The organism is Paraburkholderia heleia NBRC 101817, from assembly GCF_000739775.1.
Lineage (GTDB): Bacteria > Pseudomonadota > Gammaproteobacteria > Burkholderiales > Burkholderiaceae > Paraburkholderia > Paraburkholderia heleia.
Genome location: NZ_BBJH01000019.1, coordinates 126,487 through 139,140, shown reverse-complemented (window position 1 = coordinate 139,140; position 12,654 = coordinate 126,487). Strand labels below are relative to the sequence as shown.

At 65.5% G+C, this 12,654-nt stretch carries 12 protein-coding genes; all 12 read left to right on the top strand.

What is annotated here, in order from left to right; translation table 11 throughout:
* Window positions 1-51: 51 nt before the first annotated feature.
* The 12 genes from frr to rnhB all read left to right on the top strand — a co-directional run bounded on the left by frr (window position 52) and on the right by rnhB (window position 12,654).
* Window positions 52-612: a ribosome recycling factor gene (gene frr / locus BHE01S_RS16635; RefSeq protein ID WP_042265803.1), complete on the top strand. Its 561-nt coding sequence runs from the start codon at window positions 52-54 to the stop codon at window positions 610-612.
* Between the two features lie 71 nt (window positions 613-683).
* Window positions 684-1,460: an isoprenyl transferase gene (locus BHE01S_RS16630; protein ID WP_042265801.1), complete on the top strand. Its 777-nt coding sequence runs from the start codon at window positions 684-686 to the stop codon at window positions 1,458-1,460.
* Window positions 1,454-2,263, top strand: coding sequence for a phosphatidate cytidylyltransferase (locus BHE01S_RS16625; RefSeq protein WP_042265800.1), 810 nt, complete (start codon window positions 1,454-1,456; stop codon window positions 2,261-2,263). The genes BHE01S_RS16630 and BHE01S_RS16625 overlap by 7 nt, the downstream gene beginning before the upstream one ends.
* A 37-nt stretch (window positions 2,264-2,300) precedes the next feature.
* The gene (locus BHE01S_RS16620) at window positions 2,301-3,482 is read left to right on the top strand and encodes a 1-deoxy-D-xylulose-5-phosphate reductoisomerase (protein ID WP_042265799.1); all 1,182 of its coding nucleotides are present in this window, start codon (window positions 2,301-2,303) and stop codon (window positions 3,480-3,482) included.
* Between the two features lie 109 nt (window positions 3,483-3,591).
* A complete protein-coding gene (gene rseP, locus BHE01S_RS16615; RefSeq protein ID WP_042265798.1) occupies window positions 3,592-4,980 on the top strand; it encodes an RIP metalloprotease RseP in 1,389 nt (462 codons plus the stop codon).
* A gap of 68 nt (window positions 4,981-5,048) precedes the next feature.
* Window positions 5,049-7,355 carry an outer membrane protein assembly factor BamA gene (gene bamA / locus BHE01S_RS16610; RefSeq protein WP_042265797.1) on the top strand — a complete coding sequence of 769 codons (2,307 nt, stop codon included), beginning with the start codon at window positions 5,049-5,051 and terminating at the stop codon, window positions 7,353-7,355.
* Window positions 7,356-7,426: 71 nt separating this feature from the next.
* On the top strand, window positions 7,427-7,981 hold the full coding sequence (locus BHE01S_RS16605; protein ID WP_157025445.1) for an OmpH family outer membrane protein: 555 nt from the start codon (window positions 7,427-7,429) through the stop codon (window positions 7,979-7,981).
* A 43-nt stretch (window positions 7,982-8,024) separates the two neighbouring features.
* A complete protein-coding gene (gene lpxD, locus BHE01S_RS16600) occupies window positions 8,025-9,098 on the top strand; it encodes a UDP-3-O-(3-hydroxymyristoyl)glucosamine N-acyltransferase (RefSeq protein WP_042265795.1) in 1,074 nt (357 codons plus the stop codon).
* Window positions 9,099-9,363: 265 nt separating this feature from the next.
* Window positions 9,364-9,828, top strand: a complete 465-nt coding sequence (fabZ, locus tag BHE01S_RS16595; RefSeq protein ID WP_042265794.1) for a 3-hydroxyacyl-ACP dehydratase FabZ — start codon at window positions 9,364-9,366, stop codon at window positions 9,826-9,828.
* 79 nt (window positions 9,829-9,907) lie between these two features.
* Window positions 9,908-10,696 carry an acyl-ACP--UDP-N-acetylglucosamine O-acyltransferase gene (gene lpxA / locus BHE01S_RS16590; protein WP_042265793.1) on the top strand — a complete coding sequence of 263 codons (789 nt, stop codon included), beginning with the start codon at window positions 9,908-9,910 and terminating at the stop codon, window positions 10,694-10,696.
* Window positions 10,697-10,699: 3 nt separating this feature from the next.
* Window positions 10,700-11,869 (top strand): lipid-A-disaccharide synthase, encoded by a 1,170-nt coding sequence (gene lpxB, locus BHE01S_RS16585; RefSeq protein ID WP_042265792.1) that lies wholly within the window; start codon window positions 10,700-10,702, stop codon window positions 11,867-11,869.
* Window positions 11,866-12,654: a ribonuclease HII gene (gene rnhB, locus BHE01S_RS16580; RefSeq protein ID WP_084068923.1), complete on the top strand. Its 789-nt coding sequence runs from the start codon at window positions 11,866-11,868 to the stop codon at window positions 12,652-12,654. The genes lpxB and rnhB overlap by 4 nt, the downstream gene beginning before the upstream one ends.

The following is a 12,654-nucleotide window of genomic DNA, read 5'->3' as shown; positions in this document are numbered from 1 at the left end:
CATCAGCGCGCCGGCGGGCCCGTTCCGTTATGAAGGTTCGGAGGTATCAAAATGGCTGTGGCTGACATCAAGAAGGGCGCCGAGCAGAAAATGCAGCGCTCGATCGAAGCGTTCAAGAGCGATCTGGCGAAAATCCGCACGGGCCGCGCCCATACCGGCTTGCTCGACCACATCCAGGTCGACTACTACGGCTCGCCCGTGCCCATCTCGCAGGTCGCGAACCTCACGCTCGTCGACGCGCGCACGATCGGCGTGCAGGCGTGGGAAAAGAAGATGGTGCCGGTCATCGAAAAGGCGATCCGCGAGTCGGATCTCGGCCTGAACCCGGCTACGCATGGCGACCTGATCCGCGTGCCGATGCCCGCGCTCACCGAAGAGCGCCGCAAGGAGCTCACGAAGGTCGTCAAGAACGAAGGTGAAACGGCGAAGGTGGCCGTGCGCAACCTGCGTCGCGACGCCAACGAGCAGCTCAAGAAGCTCGTGAAGGACAAGGAAATTTCCGAAGACGACGAGCGCCGTGGCAGTGACGACGTCCAGAAGTTGACGGACCGCTTCGTGACCGAGATCGACAAGCTCGTGCAGACGAAGGAAGCCGAGATCATGACGGTCTGAGGCCTCAGGGCTTCCCGATTCGCCAGATTTCCGGCGGTTTCCCTTTTCATCGCAGTTACAGTCCGACGGCCATGACCTATACCAGCTCAACCGTTCGCGTGCCCGACGTGGCGGCCGTGCCGCGCCACATCGCGATCATCATGGACGGCAATGGCCGTTGGGCAACCCAGCGGCGCCTGCCGCGCGTCGCGGGCCACACGCGCGGCGTCGACGCCGTGCGTTCGGTCGTCGAAGCGTGCGTGGCGCGCGGCGTCGAATACGTCACGCTCTTCGCCTTCAGTTCCGAGAACTGGCGCCGCCCGACCGACGAAGTGTCGTTCCTCATGCGCCTTTTCGTCACCGCGCTCGAGCGCGAAGTGGCGCGCCTGCACGCGAACGGCATTCGCCTGCGCGTGGTCGGCGACCTGTCGATGTTCAACGAGCGCATCCAGGACCTGATTCGCCGCGCGGAAACCAAGACCGCGCGCAACACCCGTCTCACGCTCACGATCGCCGCGAACTACGGCGGCCGCTGGGACATCCTCCAGGCCACGCGCAAGCTGGTCGAGGAGGCCGCGGCCACGGCGCAGCCGGTTCCCGTCACCGAAGACACGCTGTCCCAGCATCTGGCGATGGCCTACGCACCGGAACCGGACCTCTTCATCCGCACGGGCGGCGAGCAGCGGGTGAGCAACTTCCTGCTCTGGCAACTCGCCTACGCCGAGTTCTATTTCACCGACACGTTCTGGCCGGATTTCGACGCCGAAGCGCTCAACCGCGCCATTGCGTCGTATGCCGAGCGCGAGCGCCGCTTCGGCCGCACGAGCGCGCAGGTCGTCGCCCAGAACGCCGATTCGCTTTCATGCTGAAGACCCGCGTCATTACGGCGCTCGTCCTGCTGGCAGTCCTGCTGCCGATCACGCTGTTCGCGCCGGTGACGGCGTTCGGCGCGCTGATCGGCGTCGTGGTCGTGTTCGCCGCGTGGGAGTGGGCGCGCCTCCTGAAGGCGGGCGCGGCCGGCTCGATCGTCTACGCCGTGATCGCCGCGGCCGCCGTGGCGATCAGCACGCGCCTGCCCGAGCCCCGGCCGCTCTTTCAGGCGGCGGGCGTCTTCTGGATCATCGCCGGCCCTTACGTGCTGCTGCGCAAGCCGGTGCTCGCCGCCGGCGCCTGGCGCGCCTTCCTGCTGGCCGCCGGGCTCGTCGTGTTCGCCGCTTGCTGGCATGCCCTCGTGGCCGCGCGCACGGCCGGCGTGGCGTTTGTTTTGTCCCTTTTGCTCGTGGTCTGGCTGGCCGATATCGGCGCATACTTTGCGGGTAAGGCATTCGGAAAGCATAAGCTTGCGCCTGCGATCAGCCCCGGCAAGACCTGGGAAGGTGCCGTGGGCGGCTGGGCCGCCGTGATGGTGGTGTCGGGCGCGGCGATCGCGCTGCACGCGTTCGAACCCACGCTGTATTCCGCGCTCGCCGCCCAGATCGGGCTCGGCCGTGCGCTTTTCGTACTTACCGTGCTGGTCGCGTTCAGCGTGATCGGCGATCTGTTCGAGTCGATGCTGAAGCGCCAGGCCGGCGTGAAGGATTCGAGCGGCCTCCTGCCGGGCCACGGCGGAGTCCTCGACCGCATCGACGCACTGCTGCCCGTGCTGCCGCTCGCCATGCTGCTGCTCGGCTAAAGGCGCCTCGCCAGGACGCCCGGTTAGAGATTTGAATATGCAAAAACGACTCACACTGCTCGGTTCCACGGGCTCGATCGGAGACAGCACGCTCGACGTCGTCGCGCGTCATCCGCAACGCTTCTCGGTCTATGCGCTCACCGCGCATCGCAACGGCGAGAAGCTCGTCGAGCAATGCCTGCGCTTTGCCCCCGAAGTGGCCGTGGTCGGCGACGCCGACACCGCCGCCCAGGTCGAGCGCAAGCTGCGCGCGGCCGGCTCGAAAACCGTCGTGACCTACGGGCCGCAGGCGCTCGTCGAAGTCTCGAAGAGCGACGGCTGCGACACGGTGGTCGCGGCCATCGTCGGCGCGGCGGGTCTCGCACCCACGCTCGCGGCGGCGAAGGCCGGCAAGCAGATCCTGCTCGCCAACAAGGAAGCGCTCGTGATGTCGGGCGACATCTTCATCGATGCCGTATGCGACAGCGGCGCCGTGCTGCTGCCGCTCGACAGCGAGCACAACGCCGTGTTCCAGTGCTTTCCGCGCGAGAACGCCGAGCGCGACGGCGTCACGAAGATCATCCTGACCGCCTCGGGCGGCCCGTTCCGTACCCGCGAGCCCTCGACGCTCGTGAACGTGACGCCCGACGAGGCCTGCAAGCACCCGAACTGGTCGATGGGCCGCAAGATCTCCGTCGATTCGGCCACGATGATGAACAAGGGCCTCGAAGTGATCGAGGCGCACTACCTGTTCGACCTGCCGGGCGAGCGCATCGACGTGCTGATTCACCCGCAGAGCGTGATCCACTCGATGGTGTCGTATGCCGACGGATCGGTGCTCGCGCAACTAGGCAACCCCGACATGCGCACGCCGATCGCGCACGCGCTGGCGTACCCGGACCGTGTCGATTCCGGCGTCGCGCAGCTCGATCTCGCGCAAATTGCGACGCTGACGTTCGAAAAGCCCGACTACGCGCGCTTTCCGTGTCTCGCACTCGCGATGCAGGCATTGGCGGCCGGGGGCGTGGCGAGCGCGGCGCTGAACGCGGCGAACGAAGTTGCAGTGGAAGCATTCTTGAACCGGCGCATCGGCTTCATGGCCATCGCCCAAACGGTGGATGCCGTACTGAACGCGCTCGAGAACCGCAACGCGTCGAGTCTCGAAGTCGTGCTCGAAGCCGACGCGGCCGCCCGCCGCGCGGCTCACACCATCATCGACAGCCTGCCGGTGCCGGCCTGACAGGTCAGCGAGGGGCTTGCGGAAGGGCCCTGGCGGCCCCTCAGGCACGCGAGCCTGACCTCGGGGCCGCTCCCGCACCGGTGCGCTGCTTCCAGCCAAGGAGGCGCTCATGAACCTGCTTACCGAACTGGTCGCATTCGTCGTGGCGATCGGCGTGCTGGTCGTCGTGCACGAATACGGGCACTACAGCGTTGCGCGTCTGTGCGGCGTGAAGGTCCTGCGTTTCTCGATCGGCTTTGGCCGGCCGCTCGTCCAGTGGGTCAGCAAAAGGAGCGGCACCGAGTGGACCATCGCGGCGCTGCCGCTCGGCGGCTACGTGAAGATGCTCGACGAGCGCGAGTCGCCCGACCCGATTCCCGCGAACGACTTACCTCACGCGTTCAACCGCCAGCCGGTCGGCAAGCGCATTGCGATCGTCGCGGCTGGGCCGATCGCCAATTTCGTGCTGGCCGTCGCGCTCTTTTCGGTGGTCTACGCGAGCGGAGTGACCGAGCAGAAGGCCATCGTCGCGGCGCCGCCCACGCAGTCGGCGGCGGCGCGGGCCGGCTTCCAGGGCGGCGAAACGATTCTTTCGGTGAGCGATGCAAACGGCAGCCGCACCGAGCCCGTGCGTTCGTGGGCGGATCTGCGCTGGAAACTGCTCGCAACCGCGTTCGACCAGGGCCATGTCGTCCTTGCCGCGCGTGACGGCGAGGGCACCTACGATTTCCCGCTCGATCTCTCGCAACTGACCAGCAAGGATCTCGACGACGACTTCATGACGAAGCTCGGCCTCGAGGCGGGCGGCAACACGCTCAAGGTGGCGGCCGTAGAGGCGGGCAGTGCGGCGCAACATGCCGGGCTGCAAGCGGGTGATCAACTGCGCGCCGTCGACGGCCGGCCCGTGGACAGCGCAAGCACTTTCATCGCCTACGTGAAGGCGCGTGCGGGCAAGCCCGTGCGGCTGACGGTCGCGCGCGGCGACGCCGCCCAGCACACGCAGCAGACGCTCACGCTCACCGTGACGCCCGCGTTGCAGCGCGACGCGCAGACGGGCGAGGAAGTGGGTCGAATCGGTGCGGCGCTCTCCGCGCAGGCGCCTTCCGTGGACGTGCGCTACGGGCCGCTCGAGAGCGTGCGGCTCGGTGCGTATCGCACGTGGGACATCGCCGTGTATTCGCTGCGGATGTTCGGCCGCATGATCACCGGCGAAGCCTCGCTGAAGAATCTGTCGGGCCCGGTGACGATCGCCGACTATGCCGGCAAGAGCGCGAGACTCGGTCCTTCGGCGTTCCTGTCGTTCCTCGCCCTCGTGAGCATCAGCCTCGGCGTATTGAATCTGCTCCCAATTCCGGTATTGGACGGGGGGCATCTGTTATATTATGCGGTTGAAGCCGTAACGGGCAAAGCCGTCTCGGACCGCTGGCAGCTCGTGCTGCAGCGCGCGGGACTTGCCTGCATCGTCGCACTGTCGGCGATCGCGTTGTTCAATGATCTGGCTCGGTTAATCCATTTCTAAAGATGTCTGGCGGCGTCCGTGGGCGGGCCGCCTGACCTGATGCAGCTATACATAATTGGGGAAGCACGTTGTTTAGACCTCATCGCTTGGTTCCAAAAACGGTTGCGGCCGCGGCGATCGCCGCACATGGACTCGTTGCCCACGCAGCAACGACGCCTTTCGTGGTTCAGGACATCCGCATCGAAGGGCTGCAGCGCGTCGAGCCGGGCACGGTGTTCGCCTACCTGCCGATCAAGCAGGGCGACACGTTCACCGACGACAAGGCGTCCGAGGCCATCCGCGCACTGTATGCGACGGGCTTCTTCAACGACGTGAAGATCGCCACCGAAGGCGGCGTCGTGGTGGTGCAGGTGCAGGAGCGCCCGGCCATCGGCACGATCGACTTCGCGGGCATCAAGGAATTCGACAAGGACAACCTCACGAAGGCGCTGCGCGCGGTCGGCCTCTCGCAAGGCCGCTACTACGACAAGGCGCTCGTCGACAAGGCCGAGCAGGAGCTCAAGCGCCAGTACCTCACGCGCGGCTTCTACGCCGCCGAGGTCACGACCACGGTCACACCGATCGACCGCAATCGCGTCGGCCTGCTGTTCTCGGTGGTCGAAGGGCCGAGCGCGAAGATCCGCCAGATCAACTTCATCGGCAACAAGACGTACAGCAGCGGCACGCTTCTCTCGGAGATGCAGCTGTCCACGCCGAACTGGTTCTCGTGGTACACGAAGAACGACCTCTACTCGAAGGAAAAGCTCACGGGCGACCTCGAGAACGTACGCTCGTACTACCTGAACCACGGCTACCTCGAGTTCAACATCGACTCGACGCAGGTCTCGATCTCGCCCGACAAGAAGGACATGTACCTCACCATCGGTATTCACGAAGGTGAGCCGTACAAGGTGTCGGGCATCCAGCTGTCGGGCAACCTGCTCGACCGCGAGGCCGAGCTCAAGAAGCTCATCAAGATCAAGCCGGGCGATACCTTCTCGGCCGAGAAGCTGCAGGCCACGACCAAAGCCATCGTCGACAAGCTCGGCGAGTACGGTTACGCGTTCGCGACCGTCAACGCGCTGCCGCAGATCGATCAGGCGAATCACACGGTGAACCTCACGCTGCAGGTCGATCCGAGCCGCCGCGTGTACGTGCGCCGCATCAACGTGGTGGGCAACACGCGCACCCGCGACGAAGTCGTGCGCCGCGAAATGCGCCAGCTCGAAAGCTCGTGGTTCGATTCGAACCGCCTCGCGCTCTCGAAGGACCGAATCAACCGTCTGGGCTATTTCACCGACGTCGACGTGACCACGGTGCCCGTGGAAGGCACTGCCGACCAGGTGGACGTGAACGTGAAGGTCGCCGAAAAGCCGACCGGCGCGATCACGCTGGGTGCGGGCTTCTCGTCCACGGACAAGGTGGTGCTGTCGGCGGGTGTGTCGCAGGACAACGTGTTTGGTTCGGGTACCTCGCTCTCGCTGAACGTGAACACCGCGAAAACGTACCGCACGCTGGCCCTCACGCAGGTGGATCCGTATTTCACGGTGGACGGCATCAAGCGCATTACCGACGTCTACTACCGCACGTACCAGCCGCTGTACTACTCGACCGATTCGAGCTTCCGCATCATCACGATGGGCGGCGACCTGAAGTTCGGCATTCCGTTCTCGGAAGTCGACACGGTGTACTTCGGCGCGGGCTTCGAGCAGGACACGCTCGACATCGACTCGAACACGCCGCAGAGCTATATCGACTACGTGAACGAGTTCGGCCGCGTGTCGAACAACGTGCCGCTCACGGTGGGCTGGTCGCGCGACGCGCGTGACAGCGCGCTCGTGCCGAGCAAGGGCTACTTCACGCAGGCGAATGCCGAGTACGGCACGCCGGTCGGCGGTACGCAGTACTACAAGGCCGATATTCAGGCGCAGTACTACTACTCGTTCTCGCGCGGCTTCGTGCTGGGCATGAACTTCCAGGGCGGCTACGGTAACGGCCTCGGCGGCAAGCCGTATCCGATCTTCAAGAACTACTACGCCGGCGGTATCGGATCTGTGCGCGGCTACGAGCCGAGCTCGCTGGGTCCGCGCGACAAGACGACGAACGACCCGATCGGCGGTTCGAAGATGCTGGTCGGCAACATCGAGCTGACCTTCCCGCTGCCGGGCACGGGCTATGACCGCACGCTGCGCGTCTTCACGTTCGTCGATGGTGGTAACGTCTGGGGCACGGAAGGCAACAGCATTGGCGCGAACGGCCTGCGTTACAGCTATGGCTTCGGTCTCGCGTGGATTTCGCCGATCGGGCCGCTCAAGCTGAGCATGGGCTTCCCGATTACCAAGCACACGGGCGACCAGTACCAGAAGTTCCAGTTCCAGATCGGGACGGCATTCTGACGTATGTTTTGCCCGGCGTTGGTTGCGCGCGCAGCGCACGGCGCCGGAATCCAGGAAACGAGAGGATGACTTTGCTAACGGGTATGTTTTCCAGACGGACGATCGGGGCGATTACCGTATCGCTGGCGCTCTTCGGTTTTGGCATGGGTGCGGCGCAGGCGCAGGAAGCGAGGATCGCGGCGGTGAACTCCGATCGCATCCTGCGTGAATCCGCTCCCGCGAAGGCCGCGCAGACCAAGCTCGAAGCCGAGTTCGCCAAGCGCGACAAGGATCTGCAGGACATGGCGCAGCGCCTGAAGTCGATGTCCGATTCGCTCGACAAGAACGGCCCGTCGATGTCGCCGACCGATCGCGCGCAGAAGCAGCGCGACCTTTCCGCGCTCGACAGCGACTTTCAGCGCAAGCAGCGCGAATTCCGCGAAGACCTGAACCAGCGCCGCAATGAGGAACTGGCGGCGGTGCTTGACCGGGCAAACAAGGTGATCAAGCAGATCGCCGAGCAGCAGCATTACGACCTGATCGTGCAGGAAGCGGTGTACGTGAGCCCGCGCATCGACATCACCGACCAGGTGCTGAAGGCGCTCGCAGCGAACAGCGCCGGCGGCAGCAGTAGTAGCAGCAACTAAAAGCAACGCATTGAAAAGCAACTAAGGCAGGAGCAGCACGCGCATGGCATTTACGCTTGAGGAGATCGTCGGGCGGTTCGGCGGCGAGGTGGTGGGCGATGCGACGCAACGCGTCGGTTCGCTGGCGCCGCTCGACCAGGCTGGTCCGCAACAGCTCGCGTTCCTCGCCAATCCGAAGTATCTCGCGCAGGTCGAGACGACCCGCGCGGGCGCGGTGCTGATCAGCCCCGGCGACCTCGAGAAGCTCGCATCGCGCGAGGGGCGCAACTTCATCGTCACACCGAATCCGTATGCTTACTTCGCGCGTGTCGCGCAGGCGTATATCGACCTCGCCGCGCCGAAGGCGCAGCCGGGCATCCACGCCAGCGCCCACGTCGACGCGAAGGCGCAGGTTGCCGCGAGCGCGGTGATCGGCCCGAACGTCACGGTCGAAGCGGGCGCGGTGATCGGGGAAAACGTACGGCTCGACGCGAATGTCTTCATTGGCCGCGGCACCCAGGTGGGTGAGGGCGCGCACCTGTATCCGGGCGTGAGCGTCTATCACGGCTGCAAGCTCGGTGTGCGCAATATCGTGCACGCGGGCGCCGTGATCGGCTCCGACGGCTTTGGCTTTGCCCCTGATTTCACGGGCGAGGGCGATGCGCGCACCGGTAGCTGGGTCAAGATTCCGCAGGTGGGCGGCGTGGTTACCGGGCCTGACGTCGAGATCGGCGCGAACACCACAATCGACCGCGGTGCGATGGCCGATACGATCATCGAAGAATGCGTGAAGATCGATAACCTCGTGCAGATCGGCCACAACTGCAAGATCGGGGCGTACACGGTCATCGCGGGCTGCGCCGGCATTGCGGGCAGCACGACGATCGGGCGCCATTGCATGATCGGCGGCGCAGTGGGCATTGCGGGGCACGTCACACTGGGCGACTACGTGATCGTCACGGCGAAGTCGGGTGTCTCGAAGTCGTTGCCGAAGGCAGGCATCTACACGAGCGCTTTCCCGGCGGTCGATCACGCCGACTGGAACAAGAGCGCCGCGCTGTTGCGTAACATCGACAAGCTGCGCGACCGTATCAAGGCGCTAGAGGCGGCGGTTGCCCAGAAGCCGCAGGGCGAATAAGAAGGCAGTATCGAGGTGGCGGGCGGCGTGTCGCGGGAGCGGCGCGCCGTTTTGCGTCGCGGACGAGCAAGCGCCGCGTCGGGAGCTTTCTGCCCCGGGGCTGCCGGCCCGGGGCTACCCGCCCGGGGCTGCCCGCCCGGGGCAATACGCATGCACGGGAGCCCGGGCGTGGCGCATACTTCGCGTCAGCGCGAGCGTGTTTGGTCCGGCGCCTCGAATATCGAAATCGAAAGTCACACGCAATTCCTGCGTGAGCAGAACCACCATGAACATCGAAAAACTCAACTTCGACATCCACAAGATTCTCACGCTGCTGCCGCACCGCTATCCGTTCCTGATGGTGGACCGGGTCATCGAGCTGGAGCCGCACAAGAGCATCAAGGCGTTGAAGAACGTGACGGTCAACGAACCCTTTTTCACGGGTCACTTTCCGCAGCGTCCGGTCATGCCCGGCGTGATGATTCTCGAAGCGCTGGCGCAAACCGCCGCGCTGCTCACGTTCTCGGAGGAAGAGCAGGACTTCGAGAATACGCTGTACTACTTCGTGGGCATCGACGGTGCGCGCTTCAAGCGCGTGGTCGAGCCGGGCGACCAGCTCATCCTCAACGTGACGTTTGAGCGCTACATGCGCGGCATCTGGAAGTTCAAGGCGGTGGCCGAAGTGGACGGCTCCGTGGCCTGCGAAGCGGAACTCATGTGCACCGTCAAGAAAATGGACGCGGCGCAATAAGAAGCGCCGTCCGCATGCCGCAGCGCGCCTTGACGTCGAGGCGCCGGCGCGCGGAAACAGAATCGGAGAGCGAGGACGAATGAGCAGGATCCATCCCACTGCGGTCGTCGAGTCGGGTGCGCAGATCGACGAATCGGTCGAAATCGGGCCGTTCGCGGTCATCGGCGCGAACGTCGTCATCGGTGCGCGCACGAAGGTCGGTTCGCATAGCGTACTGGAAGGCCACACGACGATTGGCGAAGACAACACGATCGGCCACTACGCGTCGATCGGCGGCCGTCCACAGGACATGAAGTACAAGGGCGAGCCCACGAAGCTCGTGATCGGCAGCCGCAACACCATTCGCGAGTTCACGACGCTGCATACGGGCACGGTGCAGGACACCGGCGTCACGGTCATCGGCGACGACTGCTGGATCATGGCCTACGTGCACGTGGGCCACGACTGCCGTCTGGGCAGCAATGTCATCATGTCGAGCAACGCGCAGCTCGCTGGCCACGTGTTCGTCGACGACCACGCGATTGTCGGCGGCATGACCGGCGTGCACCAGTTCGTACGCATTGGCGCGCATTCGATGGTCGGCGGCGCCTCGGCGCTCGTGCAGGACGTGCCGCCGTTCGTGATCGCCGCCGGCAACAAGGCGGTGCCGCACGGCATCAACGTCGAAGGCCTGCGCCGTCGCGGCTTTTCGCCTGACGCGATTTCCGCGCTGCGCTCGGCGTATCGCACGCTCTACAAGAACGGGCTTTCGCTCGAAGAGGCGAAGTTGCAGCTCGCCGACCTCGCGCAGGCGGGCGGCGACGGCGACGTGTACGTGAAGGCGCTGCTCGACTTTGTCGAGCAGTCGCAACGCGGCATCATCCGCTGATCGATGGCGCTGCAAACGCGTCCGCTGCGCCTCGCAATGGTTGCCGGCGAGCCGTCCGGCGACCTGCTCGCGTCGTCGTTGCTTGCGGGTCTCGAGGCCCGCTTGCCCGACACTACGCAGTACTACGGAATCGGCGGTCCGCGCATGACGGCCGCCGGCTTCGACGCGCACTGGCCGATGGAAAAGCTCTCGGTGCGCGGCTACGTCGAGGCGCTGCGGCATATTCCCGAGATTCTGCGCATCCGCAGCGAGCTCAAGCATCAGCTGCTGGCTGAGCCGCCTGACGCCTTCATCGGCGTGGATGCGCCAGACTTCAACTTCGGCCTCGAGCACGCGTTGCGCGACGCGGGCATTCCGACCATTCACTTCGTCTGCCCGTCGATCTGGGCGTGGCGCGGCGGTCGTATCAAGAAGATCCAGAAGGCCGTGGATCACATGCTGTGCGTGTTTCCGTTCGAAACGGCGCTCCTCGAGAAGGCCGGGGTGGCGGCGTCGTACGTGGGTCATCCGCTCGCCGACGAGATTCCGCTCGAACCGGACATGCCGGGCGCGCGCCGCACGCTGGGCATGCCGGAAAGCGGCCCGGTGATCGCGGTGCTGCCGGGCAGCCGCCGCTCGGAAATCAACCTGATCGGCCCGACTTTCTTCGACGCGATGCAGATCATGCAGCGGCGCGAGCCGGCGCTGCGTTTCGTGATGCCGGCGGCGACGCCGGCCATCCACGCGCAGCTGCAGGAACTCGCAAGCGCGCATCAGGGTCTCGCGCTCACGATCATCGACGGCCAGTCGCAACTCGCCATGACGGCCGCCGACGCGATCCTCGTGAAGAGCGGGACGGTCACGCTCGAAGCAGCGCTGCTCAAAAAGCCGATGGTCATTTCCTACAAGGTGCCCTGGCTCACGGGGCAGATCATGCGCCGCCAGGGCTATCTGCCTTACGTGGGCCTGCCGAACATTCTCGCGGGCCGCTTCGTCGTGCCGGAAATCCTGCAGCATTTCGCGACGCCGCAGGCGCTTGCCGACGCGACGCTCACGCAGTTGCAGGACGAGGCAAACCGGCGCACGCTGACCGAGGTGTTCACGCAGATGCATCTGACCCTGCGCCAGAACACCGCGGAGCGCGCGGCCGAAGTGGTCGCGCGCATCGTCGAAGGCCGAAAGGGGCGGGCATGAGCGAGGGCACGATCAAGCGCGCGACGAGGCGCACGGCAGCGCCTGCGGTGAAAAAGCCCCCGTCGCAGGCGGCGCTCAAGCTCGCCGCGCGTCGCAAGGCGGCGCGGCAGGCCGGACTGCTGTTCGAATCGCCGGACGACGTGATCTGCGGCGTGGACGAGGCCGGCCGCGGGCCGCTCGCCGGACCGGTGGTAGCGGCGGCCGTAATTCTCGATCCGGCCCGGCCGATTCGCGGGCTCAACGATTCGAAGGTGCTGACGGCGCAGGTGCGCGAGGCGCTCTACGAGCGCATCGTCGAACGCTCGCTCGCGTGGTGCGTCGCGTCGGCGAGCGTCGAGGAAATCGACACGTTCAACATCCTGCACGCGACGATGCTGGCGATGCGGCGTGCGGTCGAAGGCTTGAGCATCGTGCCGACCCTCGCGAAGATCGACGGCAATCGCTGCCCGGTGATGCCGGTGCGCAGCGAGGCGGTGATCGGGGGCGATGCGCTCGTGCCGAGCATATCGGCGGCGTCGATCATCGCCAAGGTCACGCGTGACCGCATGCTGGTCGATCTGCATCAATGCCATCCGCATTACGGCTTCGACGCCCATGCGGGCTACGGTACGCCGCAGCACCTCGAAGCGTTGCGCGTGCATGGTCCGTGCGAGCATCACCGGCGCTCGTTTGCGCCCGTGCGCGACGCCTATGCGCTGCACGGCATTGTCCTGCCCGGTGTTGCGACGGTAATCAGCGACGCCGCCGGCCTCGAAGACGACGACGCCTTCGCGCCGCTCCCATGA